This is a genomic window from Citrobacter sp. RHBSTW-00887, assembly GCF_013728095.1.
Lineage (GTDB): Bacteria > Pseudomonadota > Gammaproteobacteria > Enterobacterales > Enterobacteriaceae > Citrobacter > Citrobacter braakii.
This window is the reverse complement of record NZ_CP056267.1, coordinates 2,750,502-2,772,424: the sequence shown is the minus strand read 5'-3', so window position 1 is coordinate 2,772,424 and position 21,923 is coordinate 2,750,502. Positions and strand designations below refer to the sequence as shown.

24 protein-coding genes are annotated in these 21,923 nt (G+C 51.2%); 14 read left to right on the top strand and 10 right to left on the bottom strand.

What is annotated here, in order from left to right; translation table 11 throughout:
* Nucleotides 1-28: 28 nt before the first annotated feature.
* Together HV314_RS27610 and mgtS are read right to left on the bottom strand one after the other, a co-directional pair.
* Nucleotides 29-202 carry a YnfU family zinc-binding protein gene (locus HV314_RS27610; protein ID WP_213083734.1) on the bottom strand — a complete coding sequence of 58 codons (174 nt, stop codon included), beginning with the start codon at nucleotides 200-202 and terminating at the stop codon, nucleotides 29-31.
* 398 nt (nucleotides 203-600) lie between these two features.
* Complete coding sequence (mgtS, locus tag HV314_RS13190) at nucleotides 601-696, bottom strand: protein MgtS (protein WP_003032406.1); 96 nt, start codon at nucleotides 694-696, stop codon at nucleotides 601-603.
* A 486-nt stretch (nucleotides 697-1,182) separates the two neighbouring features.
* Between mgtS and urtA the strand changes: the two genes are divergently transcribed.
* Genes urtA through urtE form a run of 5 tightly spaced genes read left to right on the top strand, consistent with a single transcriptional unit; the run spans nucleotide 1,183 to nucleotide 6,650 of the window.
* On the top strand, nucleotides 1,183-2,454 hold the full coding sequence (gene urtA, locus HV314_RS13185; protein WP_016156478.1) for an urea ABC transporter substrate-binding protein: 1,272 nt from the start codon (nucleotides 1,183-1,185) through the stop codon (nucleotides 2,452-2,454).
* 43 nt (nucleotides 2,455-2,497) lie between these two features.
* Nucleotides 2,498-4,072: an urea ABC transporter permease subunit UrtB gene (gene urtB / locus HV314_RS13180; protein ID WP_047359039.1), complete on the top strand. Its 1,575-nt coding sequence runs from the start codon at nucleotides 2,498-2,500 to the stop codon at nucleotides 4,070-4,072.
* Nucleotides 4,072-5,145: an urea ABC transporter permease subunit UrtC gene (gene urtC, locus HV314_RS13175; RefSeq protein ID WP_181545781.1), complete on the top strand. Its 1,074-nt coding sequence runs from the start codon at nucleotides 4,072-4,074 to the stop codon at nucleotides 5,143-5,145. Before urtB ends, urtC begins: the two co-directional genes overlap by 1 nt.
* Nucleotides 5,145-5,942, top strand: a complete 798-nt coding sequence (gene urtD, locus HV314_RS13170) for an urea ABC transporter ATP-binding protein UrtD (RefSeq protein ID WP_046276387.1) — start codon at nucleotides 5,145-5,147, stop codon at nucleotides 5,940-5,942. The genes urtC and urtD overlap by 1 nt, the downstream gene beginning before the upstream one ends.
* A 9-nt stretch (nucleotides 5,943-5,951) precedes the next feature.
* Nucleotides 5,952-6,650: an urea ABC transporter ATP-binding subunit UrtE gene (gene urtE / locus HV314_RS13165; RefSeq protein ID WP_046276386.1), complete on the top strand. Its 699-nt coding sequence runs from the start codon at nucleotides 5,952-5,954 to the stop codon at nucleotides 6,648-6,650.
* A gap of 40 nt (nucleotides 6,651-6,690) precedes the next feature.
* Here the strand turns inward: urtE and ydeE are convergent, their stop codons facing one another.
* A complete protein-coding gene (gene ydeE, locus HV314_RS13160; protein ID WP_047359042.1) occupies nucleotides 6,691-7,878 on the bottom strand; it encodes an efflux MFS transporter YdeE in 1,188 nt (395 codons plus the stop codon).
* Between the two features lie 198 nt (nucleotides 7,879-8,076).
* Here ydeE and eamA point away from each other — a divergent pair, with 198 nt between their 5' ends.
* Complete coding sequence (gene eamA, locus HV314_RS13155; RefSeq protein ID WP_019076776.1) at nucleotides 8,077-8,976, top strand: O-acetylserine/cysteine exporter; 900 nt, start codon at nucleotides 8,077-8,079, stop codon at nucleotides 8,974-8,976.
* Between the two features lie 32 nt (nucleotides 8,977-9,008).
* Here the strand turns inward: eamA and marB are convergent, their stop codons facing one another.
* Genes marB through marR form a run of 3 tightly spaced genes read right to left on the bottom strand, consistent with a single transcriptional unit; the run spans nucleotide 9,009 to nucleotide 10,094 of the window.
* Nucleotides 9,009-9,227, bottom strand: a complete 219-nt coding sequence (gene marB, locus HV314_RS13150) for a multiple antibiotic resistance protein MarB (RefSeq protein WP_016153071.1) — start codon at nucleotides 9,225-9,227, stop codon at nucleotides 9,009-9,011.
* A gap of 30 nt (nucleotides 9,228-9,257) precedes the next feature.
* On the bottom strand, nucleotides 9,258-9,641 hold the full coding sequence (marA, locus tag HV314_RS13145) for an MDR efflux pump AcrAB transcriptional activator MarA (protein WP_003032424.1): 384 nt from the start codon (nucleotides 9,639-9,641) through the stop codon (nucleotides 9,258-9,260).
* Between the two features lie 18 nt (nucleotides 9,642-9,659).
* Nucleotides 9,660-10,094 (bottom strand): multiple antibiotic resistance transcriptional regulator MarR, encoded by a 435-nt coding sequence (marR, locus tag HV314_RS13140; RefSeq protein ID WP_016156485.1) that lies wholly within the window; start codon nucleotides 10,092-10,094, stop codon nucleotides 9,660-9,662.
* A 257-nt stretch (nucleotides 10,095-10,351) separates the two neighbouring features.
* Here marR and HV314_RS13135 point away from each other — a divergent pair, with 257 nt between their 5' ends.
* Entirely contained in the window at nucleotides 10,352-11,017 is a 666-nt protein-coding gene (locus HV314_RS13135) for a MarC family NAAT transporter (protein WP_016153073.1), read from the top strand.
* A gap of 35 nt (nucleotides 11,018-11,052) precedes the next feature.
* On the opposite strand, the gene HV314_RS13130 is transcribed toward HV314_RS13135, so the two are convergent.
* Nucleotides 11,053-12,249, bottom strand: a complete 1,197-nt coding sequence (locus HV314_RS13130; protein WP_019076778.1) for a sugar transporter — start codon at nucleotides 12,247-12,249, stop codon at nucleotides 11,053-11,055.
* A 221-nt stretch (nucleotides 12,250-12,470) separates the two neighbouring features.
* Complete coding sequence (gene ptrR / locus HV314_RS13125) at nucleotides 12,471-13,346, bottom strand: putrescine utilization regulator PtrR (protein WP_016153075.1); 876 nt, start codon at nucleotides 13,344-13,346, stop codon at nucleotides 12,471-12,473.
* 102 nt (nucleotides 13,347-13,448) lie between these two features.
* Between ptrR and sad the strand changes: the two genes are divergently transcribed.
* From sad to HV314_RS13095, 6 genes are all read left to right on the top strand, one after another.
* The gene (gene sad / locus HV314_RS13120) at nucleotides 13,449-14,837 is read left to right on the top strand and encodes a succinate-semialdehyde dehydrogenase (RefSeq protein ID WP_181545779.1); all 1,389 of its coding nucleotides are present in this window, start codon (nucleotides 13,449-13,451) and stop codon (nucleotides 14,835-14,837) included.
* 175 nt (nucleotides 14,838-15,012) lie between these two features.
* Entirely contained in the window at nucleotides 15,013-15,939 is a 927-nt protein-coding gene (gene glsB, locus HV314_RS13115; protein WP_016153077.1) for a glutaminase B, read from the top strand.
* Nucleotides 15,939-16,298: a DUF4186 domain-containing protein gene (locus HV314_RS13110; RefSeq protein ID WP_016153078.1), complete on the top strand. Its 360-nt coding sequence runs from the start codon at nucleotides 15,939-15,941 to the stop codon at nucleotides 16,296-16,298. The genes glsB and HV314_RS13110 overlap by 1 nt, the downstream gene beginning before the upstream one ends.
* Before the next feature lie 81 nt (nucleotides 16,299-16,379).
* On the top strand, nucleotides 16,380-16,907 hold the full coding sequence (locus HV314_RS13105; protein WP_104651624.1) for a GNAT family N-acetyltransferase: 528 nt from the start codon (nucleotides 16,380-16,382) through the stop codon (nucleotides 16,905-16,907).
* A 106-nt stretch (nucleotides 16,908-17,013) separates the two neighbouring features.
* A complete protein-coding gene (locus tag HV314_RS13100; RefSeq protein ID WP_181545778.1) occupies nucleotides 17,014-18,465 on the top strand; it encodes a tagaturonate reductase in 1,452 nt (483 codons plus the stop codon).
* A 208-nt stretch (nucleotides 18,466-18,673) separates the two neighbouring features.
* Entirely contained in the window at nucleotides 18,674-19,588 is a 915-nt protein-coding gene (locus HV314_RS13095) for a bestrophin family protein (protein WP_016153081.1), read from the top strand.
* Here the strand turns inward: HV314_RS13095 and HV314_RS13090 are convergent.
* On the bottom strand, nucleotides 19,585-19,962 hold the full coding sequence (locus tag HV314_RS13090; protein WP_047500428.1) for a GFA family protein: 378 nt from the start codon (nucleotides 19,960-19,962) through the stop codon (nucleotides 19,585-19,587). The two genes, HV314_RS13095 and HV314_RS13090, sit on opposite strands and share 4 nt — an antisense overlap.
* Nucleotides 19,963-20,093: 131 nt before the next feature.
* Nucleotides 20,094-20,852, bottom strand: a complete 759-nt coding sequence (gene tam / locus HV314_RS13085) for a trans-aconitate 2-methyltransferase (protein ID WP_181545776.1) — start codon at nucleotides 20,850-20,852, stop codon at nucleotides 20,094-20,096.
* A gap of 421 nt (nucleotides 20,853-21,273) precedes the next feature.
* Here tam and HV314_RS13080 point away from each other — a divergent pair, with 421 nt between their 5' ends.
* Nucleotides 21,274-21,906, top strand: coding sequence for a DUF6904 family protein (locus tag HV314_RS13080; protein WP_001567369.1), 633 nt, complete (start codon nucleotides 21,274-21,276; stop codon nucleotides 21,904-21,906).
* The last annotated feature ends 17 nt before the right edge of the window (nucleotides 21,907-21,923 follow it).

Genomic DNA, 21,923 nt, shown 5'->3' with positions numbered 1-21,923 from the left:
AGGTCGGCATTGTTTTCCTGTTCTTACGTTACTTGACTGGTTTGCTTTGGGAAGGAAGGTAGGTATTGCCGCAGTTGGGGCAGACTAACGTTATGTTGTTTTTTATTCTCGACAGGCTGTGCATTGACTGGCGGCAGCAGTGAGGACAGGTACTTTTCACTGGTCGTAAAGTACGCATCTTAATATCTTTGAGTATCGACATATTGATTGTCCTTGTGATGGGGTGCTTACCATACACTATGAAGCAATAAATAGCTCATTTTATAACCATTGCGATGACATGGATTACTGTACGGTTTGCAAGAATCTCATTAGCGCCCAACATGTCTTATAGAAGGTAGTTACGTTTCGTTTAACGTTCATTGGGGTTGTCGATGATAGATTAGCCAACTATCCGTTATCTTCGCAGGGAATTGCCAGGTAGCGTATAAAAGCAAAACACAAATCTATCCATGCAAGCATTTACCGCTGGTTTATCCGGCGGTTTTTTTTATCTGTACATCAGGGAAAAGGTGCCGGGAGGGGAATTCAGGTAAAAAAATGGCCCCTTGTGCAGCTACGCAGCAAGGGGCCGGGTCGGTTCAGGACTATCTCCGTTCATCAATCATCCCATCTGTGGCTAAAATACGCGGCCAGGAAACCGGAAAATAAAATAATTCCCAGAACAGCCATAAAAATATTCATATTACCCAGCATAGTAAATGCTCCTTTATTTGTGAGTTTCCTCTCTTACCTTAAGTTCACCTCGCTTATGACTATAGTAGCAATTCAATCTTAAACAAAGGCTGAACTGTGTGATTATTTCGGCGGAAAAGTAAAATTTTGACGTGATTACGTCGGGAAAAATAAATAATAGTGACAAGGCACGGTTATCTGCGAACAAATAACCATGTTTTTATACCGGGGCACGCCATTATGACCGTGTGTTACAGACACAGATTGTTGCACGTTTATAATGCAGAGTTGTCTCATTGTGGTTCAATGTTTCACGCGATTAATCCTTCTGGCGGCAAAAATTAATACTGATTTTTGTGCCTAAAATTCTAATTTATTGATTTTATATGATGTTTTAATATCTGGCATCGTTTTTGCCTTATCACTTCTGAATACCCTTAATTTGCACCGTTTTGTCTGCCCGGCTGCACCGGAGCTTTCAACAAGACTAATTTCAGGAGTGAAACTATGCAGCGTCGTACATTTTTAAAAGCTTTTGCGCTTTCCGCCTCTGTTGTCGCAATGGGAATGAGTTTTAGCGTTCAGGCGGCCGACACTATTAAGGTTGGCATCATGCATTCGTTATCCGGCACCATGGCTATTTCCGAAACGCCGCTGAAAGATGTGGCGTTGATGACTATTAATGAAATCAATGCGCAGGGCGGTGTATTGGGCAAAAAGCTGGAACCGGTGGTGGTTGACCCGGCTTCGAACTGGCCGTTATTTGCTGAAAAAGCACGTCAGTTACTGAGCCAGGACAAGGTAGCGGCGGTTTTCGGCTGCTGGACATCGGTTTCGCGTAAATCGGTTTTACCGGTATTTGAAGAATTGAACGGTCTGCTGTTTTACCCGGTGCAATATGAAGGTGAGGAGATGTCGCCTAACGTCTTCTATACCGGCGCTGCGCCTAATCAGCAGGCGATCCCGGCGGTTGAGTATCTGATGAGTGAGGACGGCGGCAGCGCTAAGCGCTTCTACCTGCTGGGTACGGACTATGTCTATCCGCGTACGACTAACAAAATTTTACGCGCCTTTTTGCATTCGAAAGGCGTGGCCGATAAAGACATCGAAGAAGTGTATACCCCATTCGGACACAGCGATTACCAGACCATTGTTGCCAGTATTAAAAAATTCGCCGCAGGGGGAAAAACGGCGGTGGTATCGACCATCAACGGGGATTCTAACGTTCCATTCTATAAAGAGTTAGCGAACCAGGGCCTGAAAGCCACGGATGTTCCGGTGGTGGCATTCTCTGTGGGTGAGGAGGAGTTGCGCGGTATCGATACTAAACCGCTGGTGGGCAACCTGGCTGCGTGGAACTACTTTGAGTCCGTAGATAATGCGGCCAACAAGAAGTTCGTCGCGGATTACCGGGCGTATGCCAAAGCACATAAGCTGCCGAATGCTGATTCGGTGGTGACCAACGACCCTATGGAAGCCACTTATGTTGGCCTGCATATGTGGGCGCAGGCAGTAGAAAAAGCCGGAACTACCGATGTGGATAAAGTCCGGGCGGCTATGGCAGGACAATCATTCGCGGCACCATCAGGATTTACCCTGACCATGGATGCGACCAACCATCACCTGCATAAACCCGTCATGATTGGCGAGATTGAAGGCAACGGCCAGTTTAACGTGGTATGGCAAACCGAAGCGCCGGTTCGCGCCCAGCCGTGGAGTCCGTATATCGCCGGTAATGATAAAAAATCTGAACAGCCCGTTAAAACCGCCAGCAACTGATCTTACGCCCTCCTGCGGGAGGGCAACGCTTTGGAGAATGCTCATGAAAGCCATGCGCTTTATTCGTGGTGTGTTGTTGCTGACGTGGCTTTTGCCGTGGATAGCGCAGGCCGCAGATGCCGATACCTTTACCGCCGCCAACCGGACTCAGCAGGCCGCCTTGCTAGAACAATGGTCGGTAAAACCCGATGTTCAACGCTTGCCGGTGCTCAAAGCGCTGAGTGATGAGAACCTGCTGACAGATAACGCGAAAAACGCGTTCATCATGAACGGCTCGCACGTACAACCGCTAGGAACGGCGGCAGGCCCGAACGGGGAGCTAAAAAAAATCCGCCTGACTAACCGCCTGCGTAATCTGGTTGCCGGAACCTTGGCCGTCCACCAGCTCTTAAGTGACAGTGTCACGCAAAGGAGCGGGGCAGCGCGTACATTACAGCGTGAGGCCCAGCCGGGGATGCTGCCGTTTTTGCAGCAACGACTGGCCCAGGAGCCCGATGCTGGCGTGAAATCTTTACTGGCTATTGCACTGGCAAACCTGCAACTGACCAGTACTTCGCCTGAGATCAGACGTCAGGCAATCGAACTGCTAGGGGCGTCGAACGATCCTGAAACCCAGGCGCGCCTGCAGCCATTCACCCATGCTGAACATGAACCTGATGCCCGCGTTCGTGCTGCCGCTGACGAAAGCCTGAATGCCATCGCGCATCGCATGAAGGTTGGCGATCTTCTTGGACAGGCATTTATGGGATTGTCGCTGGGCTCCATTTTGCTGCTGGCGGCATTGGGTCTGGCGATAACCTACGGCTTACTTGGCGTCATTAATATGGCGCATGGTGAGATGTTAATGCTCGGCGCTTACGGTACCTGGATGGTGCAACAGCTGATGGGCCAGTTTTTCCCGCAATGGTTGGCCTGGTATCCGGTTATTGCGCTTCCGGTCGCCTTTTTGCTTACCGCTGGGGTTGGAATGCTACTCGAGCGCGGAGTGATCCGCCATTTATACGGGCGTCCGCTCGAAACCCTGCTGGCAACGTGGGGGATCAGTCTGATGCTTATCCAGTTAGTGCGTATGTCCTTCGGCGCGCAAAACCTTGAAGTCGCTAATCCGGAATGGCTTTCCGGGGGCATTCAGGTTTATGCCAATCTGATTTTGCCGTGGAACCGAATTGTGGTGCTTGGCTTTGCCATTCTGGTGCTGTTCTTCACCTGGCTGTTGTTGAATAAAACCCGTCTCGGACTGCGCGTACGTGCGGTGACGCAAAATCGCAATATGGCGGCCTGCTGCGGCGTACCTACCGGGCGAGTGGATATGCTGGCTTTTGGTCTTGGTTCAGGGATTGCCGGACTGGGGGGTGTAGCACTCTCGCAGTTAGGCAACGTAGGACCGGAGCTGGGGCAAAGCTACATTATCGATTCGTTTCTGGTGGTGGTGCTGGGCGGCGTGGGACAACTCGCGGGGAGTGTAGCCGCTGCTTTTGGACTTGGGATCTTCAACAAAATTCTTGAGCCTCAGGTGGGAGCGGTTCTCGGTAAGATTATGATTCTGGTGCTGATTATTTTGTTTATTCAGAAACGTCCTCAGGGGCTGTTCGCGTTGAAAGGGAGGGTTATTGACTGATGACGATGCCAATGACATTAACGCTGGCGCGTAAAGCGCCGCGCGCGACACGCATCCTGGGGCTGGGTTTACTGCTGGCGCTGATTATTCTGCCGTTTCTGGCGCTGTTACCTGCGGATCATCCGCTGGCCATATCGGTGTGGACATTGACTCTGGCCGGGAAAATTCTCTGCTATGCCATTGTGGCGGTGGCACTGGATCTGGTGTGGGGCTATGCGGGAATGCTCTCGCTGGGCCACGGTATTTTCTTTGCGCTGGGGGGATATGCGATGGGAATGTATCTGATGCGCCAGGCTTCCGGCGAAGGATTACCGGCCTTTATGTCGTTTCTGTCGTGGACCGAGCTGCCCTGGTTTTGGTGGGGAACGCAACATTTTATCTGGGCGATGTTGCTGGTTGTGCTGGTGCCGGGTCTGCTGGCGCTGGTATTTGGCTGGTTTGCCTTCCGTTCAAAAATCAAAGGGGTCTATTTCTCCATCATGACTCAGGCCCTGACTTTCGCCGGGATGTTGCTGTTTTTCCGCAACGAAACCGGCTTTGGGGGAAATAACGGTTTTACCGGTTTTACCACCATTCTGGGATTTCCGGTGACCGCGACCTCAACCCGTATCGCACTGTTTCTGGCGACGGTCATGCTGCTGGTGCTGGCAATATGGCTGGGACTGGCGCTGGCCCGCAGTAAGTTTGGTCGAATTCTCACTGCCGTGCGCGACGCCGAGAACCGACTGATGTTCTGTGGTTACGATCCGAAAGGTTTCAAGCTGCTGGTGTGGACGCTTTCTGCCGTGCTGTGCGGCCTGGCGGGGGCGTTGTATGTTCCGCAGGTGGGAATCATTAACCCCAGCGAAATGTCGCCGACCAACTCGATAGAAGCGGCGATTTGGGTTGCCCTCGGCGGGCGTGTAACCCTGATTGGCCCGGTATTTGGCGCCGTACTGGTGAACGGCGCTAAAAGCCTGTTTACCGTCATTATGCCGGAATACTGGCAACTGTTTCTTGGCCTGATCTTTATTGGCGTTACGTTGTTTTTACCTCGTGGTGTGATGGGGCTGTTTCGCAAGGGAGACAAATAATGCAGCCAGATGAAGGGCTTTTTACTCGCCAGATGCCAGGCGATCGGTTTCGCAACCAAACGGACCCGGTGCTCCAGTTGGAAAAAATTAACGTTAACTTCGATGGCTTCCAGGCGTTAACGGATCTCACGCTCAATATTGGCGTTGGGGAGCTGCGTTGCATCATTGGTCCCAACGGTGCCGGAAAAACGACGCTAATGGATGTTATTACCGGCAAAACCAGGCCGCAAAGTGGTCGGGCGATATACGATCAGTCGACCGATTTAACAACGCTGGACCCCATCGCCATTGCACGTCAGGGAATTGGGCGGAAGTTTCAGAAACCCACGGTATTTGAAGCGTTAACGGTGGAGGAAAATCTGGAGCTGGCGCTGAAAAGCGATAAATCTGTCTGGTGCTCTTTACGGGCGCGCCTCACCTGCGAACAACGGGATCGTATAGATGAAATACTGGCGCTGTTGCGGCTGGGCAACGAGCGGGCCCGCCGCGCCGGGCTGCTTTCTCACGGGCAAAAACAGTTTCTCGAAATTGGCATGCTGTTGGTACAGGAGCCGCATTTACTGCTGCTGGATGAACCCGCGGCGGGCATGACGGATGCGGAGACGGAATACACTGCGGAGCTATTTCGTAAGCTTGCCGGGAAGCACTCGCTGATGGTTGTTGAGCACGATATGGGATTTGTCGAAACCATTGCCGATCGCGTCACGGTCTTACACCAGGGACGCGTTCTGGCTCAGGGAAGTCTGCGCGAAGTGCAGGCCAACGAGCAGGTTATTGAAGTTTATCTCGGGCGTTAAGGAGCACAGATGCTGCAGGTGAAAGAACTGAATCAATATTATGGTGGCAGCCATATTCTGCGAAGTGTGAACTTTGAGGCGCGTATCGGCGAGGTGACATGTCTGCTGGGGCGTAACGGCGTGGGGAAAACGACGCTTCTGAAGTGCCTGATGGGGCTTATTCCTGCCCGCAGTGGGAGTGTGTTCTGGCAGGAGAAAAATGTCACTCACTGGAAGCCGCATCAGCGGGTCAGGGCCGGTGTGGCGTATGTACCACAGGGTCGCGATATTTTCCCGCGTCTGACGGTAGAAGAGAACCTGCTGCTCGGCCTTTCCCGTTTTTCAGCACAGGAGGCCAGACGTGTGCCGGATGATATCTATGCGCTCTTTCCGGTTCTACAGGAGATGAAACATCGGCGGGGTGGAGATTTGTCCGGCGGGCAACAGCAGCAACTGGCGATTGGGCGAGCGCTGGCCAGTCGCCCGCAGTTGTTGATCCTCGATGAGCCCACGGAGGGGATCCAGCCGTCGGTGATTAAAGAAATTGGGCAGGTGATTTCTCAACTGGCGCACCGGGGTGACATGGCCATTTTGCTGGTAGAGCAGTTCTATGATTTTGCGCAGCAACTGGCCGACAAATACTTACTCATGTCGCGAGGCAGCATTATTCAAAGCGGTGACGGTAAAAATATGGAATCCGAAGGCGTTCGAGGGCTGGTCGCCATTTGAGATTCGCGACAGAGCGGCTTTGGCTCTGTCGCGATCATCATTAGCAGACCGCCGTCTGGCCCCAGGGTTTGGCGCGCATGCCTTTTATCATTAGCGCCCAGGCAAGAACGATCGCCACCATCAGCGCCACAAACAGCGACCACGGCGGCAATGTGGTTAAAATGACGCCGCTGACTAATGGGTTTACCGCTGCGCCCAACCAGCCTAACGACTGGGCGGAAAAATAGCTGGCTTTCATTCCTGCAGGCGCGATGTTGTCGATGAGCATGTATTCACCCGGCGCGTAAATGACCTCACCGATAGTGAAAAAGGCCGCAGAAATGCCCCATAACACCAGGTTGTTGCCGGAGAAGGTGAAGCCAACCAGACCGACCACAAAGAACAGCGTGCCTACAGTCATTAGCGGGCGGATATTGGTGGCGGTGAGCCTGCGCCCGAGGGCATATTGCAGTGATACCACAATGGCGGCGTTAACAGGCAGGACGACTGCCACCACTTTCTCGGCAAAATCGCCGTCTGCAACCACCATAACGTATTGCGAAATACAGGACGCAAAGGCACCACCAACGAATGACGCCAAAAATGCTGACAGCGTAAACCAGAATAATGCTCTGTCGCGCAGCAGTACCGAGGGGGACCAAACTGCGGCGTTCAAACCTTCTGATGCTGCTGGTGAACGTTTTACCCAGGTCTGGATAAATACCAGAGGGAGTGCTGAACATGCAGCAGCGAGCCAGAACGGCAGGTTAATGCTTTGCATCACCAGTAGCGTACCCAGCGGTGGGCCTACGGTCCAGCCGATGTTCAGCACGGTATAGTTAAGCGAGAAAATTTTGGTTTTGTTGGTCGCCGAGAGATTATCGGCAAACCAGGCTTTCAGCACCGTGGCGAAGACGGAGTAGGCGCAGTTGATCAGGGCAAAGAGCAAAACCACTACCACTACGTTATGCACCAGTGGAATAGCAATAAAGCCAGAGGCAAAGCCGCAGATAGCCAGCAGCATATAGCGTTTTTTATCAAACTTGTCGGCCAGAATACCAAAGCCAAGGCTGAACACGACGCCAATGGTCAGTGCAACCGTCATCGCATAACCGATCAGGTCGACGCTCAGATTGTACTGTCGGCTGAGGTAGATCGTCATAAAGGGCAGCGTGGCGCCACGCCCAATCGTTAATAACAATGATGACGCGAGTAACGCGAGAGTGGACCTTCTCAGAGAGATATTCATTTTCCTGCCCGACAATGCATGTTGTTATGTTTTTTTTAGATATCAGAAACAAATAGCATGCTAAAAGTGTGATGTACACTCAATAAGTTGTCCGAAAATGCCCTGTGTGGCCTACCTGAATTAATGATCTGTTACGGCACAACGATTTCCGTTACTTTAATTTGTTTACAAAAATTTAATATTCGCAGGGGCGGTGGTATGTCGCGTAAAGACGGGTTATTAGCTTTACTGGTCGTTGTGGTTTGGGGGCTGAACTTTGTCGTCATCAAAGTGGGGCTCCACAATATGCCACCCTTAATGCTGGCTGGGTTGCGTTTTTTACTGGTGGCATTTCCGGCGATTTTCTTTGTTGCCCGGCCGAAAATTCCGCTTTCACTGCTGCTCGGCTATGGGCTGACCATCAGTTTTGGGCAGTTCGCGTTTCTCTTTAGCGCCATCAAATTCGGTATGCCTGCCGGGTTAGCTTCTCTGGTATTACAGGCTCAGGCGTTTTTCACCATCATTCTGGGGGCATTCGCCTTTGGTGAACGTCTGCAAGGTAAACAACGGGTAGGAATCGCGCTGGCCATATTTGGCGTGCTGGTGCTGATTGAGGCCAGTCTGAACGGACAGCATGTCGGCATGCTCGGTTTTATGCTGACGCTGGCGGCGGCACTAAGCTGGGCCAGCGGTAATATCTTTAATAAAAAAATCATGCAGCATACGTCACGCCCGGCGGTGATGTCGTTGGTGGTATGGAGTGCGTTGATTCCTGTTGTCCCATTCTTCCTCGCCTCAATACTTCTCGATGGCCCAACGCAAATTATCCAAAGTCTGGTGACGATTGATATGACCACCATTCTGTCACTGGTTTATCTGGCGTTTGTGGCGACCATTGTGGGTTATGGCATCTGGGGTTCTTTACTCGGGCGTTATGAAACCTGGCGTGTCGCGCCGTTGTCGCTGTTGGTGCCGGTTGTTGGACTGGCGAGCGCGGCCGTTCTGCTGGATGAAACGCTTACCGGATTACAACTGCTCGGTGCGCTGCTGATCATGGCTGGATTGTACATCAATGTGTTTGGCTTTCGGTTGCGTAAGACTGCGCAGGCGAGAGGGTAAAAAAAAAGCCCCGCAGTGACGGGGCAAAAAAATTACAGGTTGCGCATATTGTAATAAGGCACACCTAATTCGTCGGATTTGTCGCTGCCTGCACCCATATGATTAAAATCGAACGGGGACCGATCGTGCGCAGGCGGCATAATCATCGCGTCACGACTGTTTTGTGTGGCAGGCTGCGCGGTCTGTTCCGCCATGCTCTGGCCCGAAACAACATACAGCAGGGCCAGCATCGCATAAGACAGAAGTTTCATGATTTCCTCGGTTACGTCGTTAACTGGCGATTAGCAATTACATTGATTGAGTGGCAGCAAATAGCGTGATTCGCCGTGCATATTCGTCATACGGTATTTATGCGGCGGAACATCAAAATAGTTTTTGAATGTCCGGGTCAGCGTTTGCTGGGACTCAAAACCGTAACGCTCCGCCAGATAAAGGATCGGCTCGTTACTCTCTTTTAATTTTTGCGCTATTTCAGTCATTTTACGGCTACGGATGTATTGGCCCAGTGAATGACCGGTTTCTTTTTTAAACATCCGTTGCAGGTGCCATTTGGAGTAACCTGAACGCTCTGACACCTTTTCCAGCGAGAGCGGCGATTCAAGGTTATTTTCGATCCAGTCCAAAATGCTATGAATAGTGATTGTGTCAGTATTGCGTCTGGACATCGTCATACCTCTTTCTGTTTACGGCAGGATTTTCTTCAGCAAATGCTCAAGCGTGGTCACTTCATCCGCCGTTAAGTTTTTTGTTAGTTCCTGGTGCAGGTCTTGCCCTACTAATTGATGACACTGCTCGCAAATTGCCGCGCCATGCTCGGTGAGTTTCACCAGCACGCCTCGCTTGTCATGTGGATTCGGAAGCCTTTCTATCCAGCCTTTACAGGCCAGCCTGTCCAGCATCCGCGTCAGGGCGCCGAGATCGACAGACAGCACTTTTTTCAATTCGACAGGGGTAATACACACCGCGCAACGGATGGAGCAGAGCACCTTGAACTGCGATGCCGTGATATCCAGCGGTGACAGATAGTCGTTTAGCAAACGATCTTTTTTCTGATTAACCATGTAGATCAAACGACCCAGTGGGATGATTTCGTTAAACAGATCACTGGTGCTTTTCACAATGGTTGCCCTGGCAAGTAGTTAGTCACGGCTGATATTATTGCTTAGGCAAATATAAGTCAAATGAATGGGTCAGCAAATGCCACGTTTTGCTAAATCATCGGACTCAATATCTGGCGAGTGGAATTTTAACGGTTTGAAAATTATGGTTTATACGTGCGGATGAAAAATGAATCCTTACACCGCGAAAATGGCTTATCTCCCGGATTTCACCGTATACTTGCCGTTGACGATTAACGCACAGGAAAGATGACATTATGATGGACTTGTTTAAAGCAATAGGACTGGGGCTGGTAGTCCTGTTACCGTTGGCAAACCCGTTAACCACCGTGGCGTTGTTCCTCGGCCTTGCCGGCAACATGAACAGCGCAGAGCGTAACCGTCAGTCACTCATGGCGTCCGTTTACGTGTTTGCCATCATGATGGTGGCGTATTATGCCGGACAACTGGTGATGAATACCTTCGGGATTTCGATTCCCGGGTTACGTATCGCGGGTGGGTTAATCGTTGCGTTTATCGGCTTTCGAATGTTGTTTCCACAGCAGAAGGCACATGACTCTCCGGAAGCGAGAAGCAAATCAGAAGAACTGGAAGATGAACCGACTGCCAATATTGCATTTGTTCCGCTGGCCATGCCAAGCACCGCGGGTCCGGGTACGATTGCAATGATCATCAGCTCGGCGTCCACCGTGCGTCATGGGGCTGAGTTTCCTGACTGGGTGATAATGGTCGCACCGCCGATTATTTTTGCGGTGGTCGGGGTTATCCTGTGGGGCTGTTTGCGCAGTTCTGGCGGGATTATGCGCCTGGTCGGCAAAGGCGGTATTGAGGCGATCTCCCGACTGATGGGCTTCCTGCTGGTATGTATGGGCGTGCAGTTTATTATTAACGGCGTGCTGGAAATCATTAAAACTTACGCTTAAAACAACGTGCCCGGTATTGTCTACCGGGCACGCTTTTATGAATGCTGAGGCTGCTCTTCCAGTGATACTGGCCATTTACGGAAGATAATCACCGACCATATGAACGCCACAACCGCAGGCACTGCACCTACGTAACCAATCGTAGACATTGACCAGTGCAGACTCACCTGATTTCCCACCAGCGCGCCAGCGCCTATCCCAATATTAAAGATACCTGAGAAAAGGGCCATTGCGACGTCGGTGGCATCCGGGGCCAGCGCCAGCACTTTCACCTGCATACCCAGGCCTATCAACATAATGGCGATGCCCCAGAATATACTCAGGACGGCCAGATGCATTTCGCTGTCCGCTGCGGGCAGTAACAGCACCAGGCACACCGTCAGCAGGGCAATGGCGCTACTAATCAATACGGAAGCATGTTGATTACCCAGCTTGCCAAAAATGACGCTACCGACAATACCTGCGCCACCCAGAACCAGCAGCAGCACGGTGGCAAAGTTTGCGCTCAGCCCGGCGACGGTCTGTACAAACGGTTCGATATAGCTGTAGGCCGTGTAATGCGCGGTGACCACAATCACCGTCAGCAGATACAGGCTCATCAATGCCGGACGGCGGAATAAAACCGGCAGGCTTTTTAATGAACCGGAATGCTCACTGGGTAATTTTGGCAGGAGCTTAATCAAGCAAAGTAGGGTGACTAACGCTCCCATACCGATGGCGAAGAAGGTAGTACGCCAGCCAAAATACTGGCCAACGATGCGCCCGATAGGCAGGCCTAACACCATCGCCAGCGCGGTACCGGTCGCAATCAGGCTGAGAGCCTGCGCGCGTTTCCCGGCAGGAGCCAGGCGAATCGCCAGCGATGCGGTGATCGACCAGAAAATCGCGTGGGCAAAAGCAATACCAATACGGCTGATCACCAGCACGGTAAAATTCCATGCCAGGAAAGAGAGAACGTGGCTGGCGATAAAAACGACAAACAGGCAGATCAGAAGTTTGCGGCGTTCTACCTGGCTGGTAAGCAGCATGAAAGGCAGCGACATCAGGGCGACAACCCAGGCGTAGATCGTCAGCATGATCCCGACCTGAGCGGTCTGCATATTAAAACTTTGTGCGATGTCGGATAACAAACCGACAGGGACAAACTCGGTGGTATTGAAAATAAAACCGGCAATGGCAAGCGTAACTACCCGAAGCCACGCGACCTTGCGGGAAACAGTGTCTGTTGTCATATCAATTAGGTGGATTAGCTGCGAAAAGGTAAGGCCACGATCTTAAAACTTTTACTGGCTAAAATACAATCATTTCGTGATGCAGATCCCATTTCATTGACTGGGTGGCAAAATTGACTGCCGAACATTTCGCGTAATTTTAACTGTTTCATTATTAATGAAATTCCGGGCGTGCGAATTCACCCGGAACGCTATTTATGGCGTTGTTTGAGAATCGCGAATTATTCCGTGCTTTTCGACAACTGAGGGTTCAATACCTCAATAAACGCTTCCAGTTGCCTCGTCATTGCCCCTCTGCGCCAGACCAGCCACGTATTCAGCCAACGCCAGTTTTCGCTTAGCGGCCAGGCGTGGACCTGATGGTGTCCTGGCATGCTCTCCAGCATCGAACGCGGGATCAGCGCGATACCCGCACCGGCAATGACGCAAGCCAGCATGCCGTGATACGACTCCATTTCATGAATGGTGCCGGGCATTGCGCGATCGGCATGAAACCAGCTTTCAAAATGGCGACGATAGGAACAGTTGGCGCGAAAGGCGTAAATGCTGCAACCGTTAACGTCGCTGGCCCGCTGGATAGGGGGATGACCGTGCGGAGTGACTATCATCATCTCTTCACGGTAGACCGGCATTCCTTCAAGACCTGGATGAGTAATTGGGCCGTCGACAAAGGCGGCGTTCAGCGTCCCGTCGAGCACGCCGTCCAGCATCGTGCCTGAAGGACCTGTCGCCAGCGCAAACTGAATTTTGGGGTAACGCTGATTATATTCAGCCAGCGTGGCGGGGATCCGCACAGCGGCAGTACTTTCGAGCGAGCCAAGAGAGAACAACCCCTGCGGTTCATCGCCGGCGACGACCATTCTCGCCTCGTCAACCAGGGCGAGGATCCGCTGGCTGTAGCGTAAAAAATTGTGCCCGGACGGGGAAAGCCGCAAACGCTGATTTTCACGAATAAACAGATCGACGCCAAGGTCGGCTTCAAGCTGGCGAATACGGGTGGTGAGATTGGATGGCACGCGATGCACCTTCGCGGCGGCCTGCGTAATACTGCCTGTCTCCGCGACGGCGTTGAACATTTCCAGTTGCGTCAGATCCATAATGTTCTCTTTTCGTGAATGGTGTGGTTAATATTATTCATTTTTCAGAAAGAGTAAATATGCGCATGATATGACCATACCCTGCGATAAAGAGAGGCACTTATGACTATCACAGCAGCAACACATGCGATTTCCGTTAACCCTACCAACGGTGAAAGGTTGGCGGCAATGCCGTGGGCCAGTACTGAAGAGATTGCACATGCGCTGAGCCTTGCCGCGAATGGCTACAGTGAATGGAAACACACTGCCGTTGAGCAGCGTGCGCAAACGCTGCGTCATATCGGGCAGGCTCTGCGTCATCGCGCCGAAGAGATGGCGCAGTGTATCTCACGTGAAATGGGGAAACCCATCAAGCAGGCGCGTGGTGAAGTTGCCAAATCAGCCGCATTGTGTGACTGGTACGCCGAACATGGACCGGCGATGCTCAACCCGGAACCTACGCTGGTGGAGAACAACCAGGCGGTGATTGAGTATCGCCCCGTTGGAACTATTCTGGCGATCATGCCGTGGAACTTCCCGCTCTGGCAGGTACTTCGCGGCGCCATTCCAATTCTGCTGGCCGGAAATGGCTATCTGTTAAAGCATGCGCCAAACGTAACCGGCTGTGCTGCGATTATCGCGCAGGTTTTTGCTGATGCGGGCGTTCCCGCGGGTGTTTACGGTTGGGTGAATGCCGATAACGCCGGGGTAAGTCAGATGATCAATGACCCGCGTATCGCGGCGGTAACGGTGACGGGCAGCGTTCGAGCTGGTGCGGCGATTGGTGCTCAGGCGGGGGCGGCGCTGAAAAAATGCGTGCTTGAACTGGGGGGTTCCGATCCGTTTATTGTCCTTAATGATGCTGACCTCGATCTGGCCGTTAAGGCGGCGGTCGCCGGTCGTTATCAGAACACCGGACAGGTTTGTGCGGCAGCAAAGCGCTTTATTATCGAAGAAGGAATTGCGGCAGAATTTACGGCTCGTTTTGTGGCGGCCGCGAGCGCGCTCAAAATGGGCGACCCGCTGAACGAAGAAAACGATCTGGGTCCGATGGCAAGATTTGATCTGCGCGATGAGCTGCATCAGCAGGTCGAAGCCTCCCTTGCCGAAGGCGCGCGGTTACTTCTCGGCGGGGAAAAAATCGCGGGTCAGGGCAATTACTATGCCGTGACGGTTCTGGGGGATGTCACCCCGGAGATGACGGCTTTTCGTCAGGAGCTGTTTGGCCCGGTTGCAGCGATTACCGTTGCAAAGAATGCGGAACATGCTTTAGCGCTGGCTAATGACAGTGATTTCGGCTTATCAGCCACGGTGTTCACCGCGGATGAAGCTCTGGCGCAGAAGATGGCGTCACGCCTGGAGTGTGGGGGCGTATTTATCAATGGTTACAGCGCCAGCGATGCCTGCGTTGCTTTTGGCGGCGTGAAGAAAAGTGGTTTTGGCCGCGAGCTTTCACACTTTGGTCTGCATGAGTTTTGTAATGTACAGACCGTCTGGAAAAACCGCCTCTGATGGAGTGGGTGCCTCCGATGGGGGCACCGGCCTTAATTCTGCAATGTTTCTGTCTACGGCATGAATCTCACCCGCTCATGCAGACCGTGGCCAGATTCCGCCTTCCGGCCTGACGCTGCGTATTCAGCTCTGTTATACTCGCAGGCCTTTCATACCTGCGAGCAAGGAGCATGTTGTGGCCAGGGCCATGGACAATTCAATTTTAGAGACCATTGTGCAGCAGGTTCGTCCGCTGATTGGTCAGGGTAAAGTCGCTGATTACATTCCTGCCTTAGCTTCTGTCGACGGTTCAAAACTGGGTATTGCTATTTGCACCGTCGATGGACAGCACTATCAGGCGGGGGATGCGCAAGAGCGTTTTTCTATTCAGTCAATTTCAAAGGTGCTCAGTCTGGTCGTGGCGATGCGTCACTATCAGGAAGATGAGATCTGGCAACGCGTCGGCAAGGATCCTTCCGGGCATCCTTTTAATTCCCTGGTGCAGCTGGAAATGGAGCAAGGGATCCCACGCAATCCCTTTATCAACGCCGGGGCGCTGGTGGTTTGCGATATGCTGCAAGGACGTCTGAGCGCACCGCGTCAACGGATGCTGGAAGTGGTACGGGCATTAAGCGGCGTTTCGGATATCGCCTATGATGCGACGGTGGCGCGTTCTGAGTTTGAGCACTCGGCGCGTAACGCGGCTATTGCCTGGTTAATGAAGTCCTTTGGCAATTTTCACCATGACGTTACCACCGTTTTGCAAAATTACTTTCACTACTGCGCACTGAAAATGAGCTGTGTGGAGCTGGCGCGCACGTTCGTCTTTCTGGCAAATCAGGGACATGCTTTTCATCTTGCTGAGCCCGTGGTGACGCCCATGCAGGCCCGGCAAATCAACGCGCTGATGGCGACCAGTGGCATGTATCAGAACGCAGGGGAATTTGCCTGGCGAGTGGGCTTACCGGCGAAATCTGGTGTGGGGGGCGGTATCGTGGCTATCGTGCCTCACGAGATGGCGATTGCCGTCTGGAGTCCGGAACTGGATGCGGCGGGAAATTCGCTGGCGGGTATCGCCGTGCTGGAGCAATTAACGCAACAACTGGGGCGCTCGGTTTACTGATGAACACGCTCGATCCTCTTTTTGCCCGGCTGGCGAAATCAACGTTTCGCTCGCGGTTTCGCCTTGGCCAGAAAGAAAGGCAGTATTGTCTGGATAAAGGCGCGCCGGTTATCGAACAACACGCCACGGATTTTATTGCCAAACGGCTGGCGCCCGCGTTTCCTGCCAATGACGGTAAGCAGACGCCCATGCGCGGGCATCCGGTATTTATCGCTCAACATGCTACGGCGACCTGTTGTCGGGGATGTCTGGCGAAATGGCATGATATCCCTCAGGGTGTGGCGTTAAACGATGAACAGCAGCGTTACGTTGTCACGGTTATCTATCACTGGCTAGTGATCCAGATGAACAAGCCATAGATAACATAATCCTATGATATGACTCCTTGTGTTGTGCAATTGTTAAAAGCAGTATGAAGGGGTCATTCTAAGGAGAAAAAAATGGCTTCCTGTAAACCCTGCTTTGTGCTGAGTGCGGCCCAGATTCTGTCGAGAATCGATGAATTCAGCGACATCCTTGAAACATGCGTCAATGATGGCGCCTCTGTCAGCTTTATGCTCCCTTTTAGTGGTGATAAATCACGGCCTTTCTGGATAAGTGTCGCGCAAAGCGTTGACCGTGGAGAAAGGATTGTTCTGGGTACGCAGAACGCACAGGGGGGGCTTGTCGGTACCGTCCAGCTCATTATCGATCAACCCGAAAACCAACCTCATCGTGCTGATGTCGCCAAGCTGCTGGTTCACCCCTCAGCGCGGCGCGGTGGTGTTGCCCGGACGTTGATGAACGAACTCGAAAACTGCGCGCGTCAGCAAGGGAAAACGCTGCTGGTGCTTGATACAGCGACGGGCAGCAGCGCTGAGTTGTTCTACCACAATTGTGGATGGCAAAAAGTAGGGGTGATACCGGACTATGCAAAAATGCCTGACGGGAAGCTGACCGGGACCACACTTTTCTACAAAACTCTCTAATTTGTCGCCGGGGATTGATCAAAACAGGGTTTCAATGTATTAAAGTTTGCTAACATATTGGACCAATTCAATCAGGTTGTATGACTAATTAAAAAGGGAACCCATTGTGCAAACACTAAATCGTCGCGATTTCCCCGGTGCTCAGTATCCTGAACGCATTATTCAGTTTGGTGAAGGAAACTTCCTGCGCGCCTTTGTTGACTGGCAAGTCGATTTGCTGAACGAACATACCGATCTGAACGCTGGTGTAGTCATTGTTCGTCCTATCGAAAGTACCTTCCCGCCATCTCTGAGTACGCAGGATGGTCTCTATACCACCATCATTCGTGGTTTGAATGAGAAGGGCGAGGCCGTAAGCGATGCCCGTTTGATCCGTTCGGTTAACCGCGAAATCAGCGTCTATAGCGAATACGATGAGTTCCTGAAGCTGGCGCATAATCCAGATATGCGTTTTGTGTTCTCCAACACGACTGAAGCGGGCATCAGCTACCACGCGGGCGATAAGTTTGAGGATGCACCGGCGGTGAGTTATCCGGCTAAACTGACCCGACTGTTGTTCGAACGCTTCAGCCATTTTAATGGCGCGTCGGATAAAGGCTGGATTATCATTCCTTGCGAACTGATTGATTACAATGGTGATGCGCTGCGTGAACTGGTGCTGCGCTACGCTCAGGAGTGGGCGCTGCCGGAGGCATTTATTCAGTGGCTGGATCAGGCCAACGCATTTTGCTCCACACTGGTGGACCGCATTGTTACCGGTTATCCGCGTGACGAAGTGGATAAACTGGAAGCTGAGTTGGGCTATCACGATGCCTTCCTCGACACTGCAGAACACTTCTATCTGTTCGTTATTCAGGGACCGAAGTCATTAGCTGCAGAACTGCGTCTGGATAAATATCCGCTTAATGTCCTGATTGTTGATGACATCAAACCGTACAAAGAACGGAAAGTGGCGATTCTCAACGGCGCACACACCGCACTGGTTCCCGTTGCCTGGCAGGCAGGGCTGGACACCGTGGGTGAGGCGATGAATGACGCAGAGATTTGCGCCTTCGTTGAAAAAGCGATTTATGAAGAGATCATTCCGGTACTGGATTTACCCCGCGATGAGCTGGCGTCTTTCGCCAGCGCGGTGACCGGTCGATTCTGCAATCCGTACATCAAGCATCAGTTGCTGTCGATTGCCCTGAACGGCATGACTAAATTCCGTACCCGTATTTTGCCGCAGCTGCTGGCAGGGCAACAGGCCAGCGGTAAACTGCCGGCGCGCCTGACGTTTGCGCTTGCCGCGCTGATTGCTTTCTATCGTGGAGAGCGTAACGGTGAGGCTTATCCGGTCCAGGATGATGCGCACTGGGTGGCACGTTTTCAACAGCTGTGGTCCCAGCATCATGACCGCCAGATAAGCACCGACGAGTTAGTCAAATCGGTACTGGGCGTTAAAGAACACTGGGAACAGGATCTGACTCAGGTTTCCGGACTCGTGGAGCAGGTTTCAGCCGATCTGGATACCATTCTGGCCAAAGGCATGCGTGAAGCCGTTAAGCCATTGTGCTAAGAAGACAACCCGGCTCAGGCCGGGTTTTTTATAGAACATTCTTTAGTTACAACATACTATTATTTATTAATAACTACACCGTTCTGTAACTCCGGTGCGCGGTGGTTCTGGCAGAGCAAAAGTTGTTTAGTTAATGTTGCGATTAACTTGCAACATTGATCATGATCGCGTCTAATGTGATGGATTTCACATTTTCCCGAAGAAAACCATGATCGTTCGCCCCCAACAACACTGGCTACGCCTGATATTCGTCTGGCATGGGTCGGTATTATCCAAAATCTTTTCACGACTGCTGCTGAACTTCCTGCTCTCCATCGCCGTTATTATCATGCTTCCGTGGTATACGATGCTGGGAATCAAATTCACCCTGGCGCCATTCAGCATTCTCGGCGTGGCGATTGCTATCTTTTTAGGTTTTCGCAATAACGCCTGTTATTCACGTTACGTTGAGGCCCGACACCTGTGGGGGCAGTTGATGATTGCTTCCCGATCGCTACTGCGTGAGGTAAAAACCACCTTACCGGACGACGCCGAATTAGGGCAGTTTGTTCGTCTGCAAATCGCGTTTGCCCACTGTTTACGCATGACTTTACGTCGAAAGCCACAGGCAGAGCCGTTGGCGAAGTACCTCAGCGAGAAAGATCTGCAGACGGTATTTGCCTCACAATCTCCAGCAAACCGCATTTTGTTGTTGATGGGAGAGTGGTTGGCCGTGCGCAGGCGTAATGGTCAACTGTCAGACATATTATTTCATAGTTTAAACAATAGGTTAAACGATATGTCTGCGGTACTGGCTGGTTGTGAGCGGATTGCGAATACCCCGGTCCCGTTTGCTTATACTTTGATCCTTCATCGCACGGTATACCTGTTTTGTATCATGCTGCCATTCGCGTTAGTGGTGGATCTGCACTACATGACACCGTTTATCTCGGTGCTTATTTCCTATACTTTTATCTCGCTCGACACGCTTGCAGAAGAGCTTGAAGATCCGTTTGGCACAGAGAACAATGACCTGCCGCTGGATGCGATTTGCAATGCGATCGAAATCGATTTGCTGCAGATGAACGATGAAACAAATGTGCCAGCAAAACACATGCCTGATAAGCATTACCAACTAACTTAGTTACGTTCGTTTTGCCACCAGGCTGGCTGCATATCGGAAAACGAATGAAACTCTGGTGCCAGGTCTTCATCGTTAGGGTCATCAAAAGCCCCGGCTAAAAGTGCAATTACCGGGGCATCATCAATAGCGCCCACGGAACTGCCGCACTGAGGGCAAAAGGCTCGACAACTCGTTTCTGATGAGCGCCAGGTTGTCGGTTTTCCGGCTTTTCCCGTCCATTCCACATTTTTCGCATCAAACTCAATCCAGACGACGGTCGGTGCGCCCGTATGTTTCCGGCATATATCGCAGGAACAGGTGTGGGAATTATTAGGACTGCTGGCCGTGAAGCGGATCGAACCACAAAGACACCCACCAATGTAGACTTTAGACATAACAACTCCCGTCGGAAACACGTGGCAAGACACTAGCAGATGCCTAGCATTGTCACTAGATCCTTATGTTAAAAAGGCGAGGGCGCTCATAGGCGATCCTCTATTCCTGTGATCTATCTGATGATAAATGCTTAATTATTGCGGCGCGCAACAATAAACAATCGGGGAAATGCCAGTAAAATTTTGCCATTTTCCTGCAGTGGATATTGCTCCTGAAGTAGTTCGTGGTAGCGCGCCAGATACTGACGTTGCTCACTTTCTCTCAAATCCTGTAACCAGGGGCGCAGGCCTGTAGAACTTACCCAGTCGATAATTGCCTGATGAGAATCCATAATGTGATAATACGTGGTGCGCCAGATATCCACCTCACAGCCAGTTTCGGTCAAAATATCATAGTAGGCATGTACGCCAGGAAGTGGCGCACGGCCCCGGTCCGGGAACCCCTGTTCATAAGCTACTTCGCGCATCAGAACATGCGTGGGTTCCAGCCAGTTATCCGGCATTTGTACGGCCAGAACGCCGTTGCGACCCAGCAGCGATACCAGGTTCGGCAATAATTCATAGTGATCGGGTACCCATTGTAAAGACGCATTTGCGTAAAGCAGATCCACAGGGTGCTCGGGCTGGAACTGACTGATATCCGCTTCAATAAAATGGCATTGCGGTAATGCGTTGCGCGCTTCATTCAGCATGGCGGGTGAGGAATCAACCCCGGTTACTACAGCCGAAGGCCAGCGCTGATGCAGTAATGCCGTGCTGTTTCCCGGACCACAGCCAAGATCAACAACTGAACGAATACTCTCTAACGCCACTCTGTTGAGTAATTCCGCTGCGGGTCTTGAACGTTCAGTTTCATATTGCAGATAAAGCGAAGGGTTCCAGTCAGCCATGAATGAATCTCCAGTATGAGAGAAAAAGGCAGAAAGGACCGCATAAGTCCTTGCCGGTGAGCCATTTCATTTAGAAGATTATATGATAATGAAGGATAAGGGCAGAAATATGCCAGGAAGACAGATTGGCATGTCAGTGGTTTGCCTGCGAGAAATACAGTTATCAATTTTGATGTTCAGTGAGTGATGCGGCACAAGTCGAAAATGGTTAGCGCTGGTAACGGTATTTGAAAAGAGGTTTGGCCATCATTATCGAGCAGCACAAGGATTACCATAAAGCATCAGATTCTACCTTACTTAACATTTGTCAAGGCTCAATTGAAATGTCCGTTATCCAGCTCAATTAAAATGACCACTTTGATCTCTCATTCTCTTTACTGATAGACTTTCCTCCGACTGAAACAACAGGATGATTGAGCCCATGCTTCGATACGAGTTAACGCCGAACAATGCAGGTTTTATACTGTGGGGAGATTCAGAAGCCCTGAATGAATTACATGAACTCATTCATTACATCGTGGATGAAAGCCCACTGATTAAAGTTAAAGACGGATTTATGTTATCCCTTGCCTATGATATTCGTAAAGCACGGGAAGGTAATCGTCGTGTTGAGCAACATCAGTATGATCAACATGATACATATAAGCTTTATGGTGTTGAGCTTTTATGGCCTCTGGTCCTGGTACAGTCCTCAATACTCAGAAACTCAATGGGTTATATTCAGACAGACAAAAACCAGCTGTCTGTCATGTATGCCTTTGAATACCTGATAGAATCAGCATTAACAGAGTCTGAGAGAACAACGTCGAATGATATTATGCTAACAGTAAAATATGCATCAGACTCTGATTTTAATTTCATTGAGGATAATATTGACAGCAGGTGCTGCTATTTTATCAGCCTATCTCCGGAGCAAAGAAAAAAGCAGTTAATCAGTATTGTTCGTTCTTTTCATTCATTATGGGGTAAGTATGCCCGTGAAAAGCAGGACATAAAGATGCTGAACGAAATGAATAATACATCATGGGTCTGGCCGGACAATATCAACTGGTGAGCAACCACTGTCCGGCC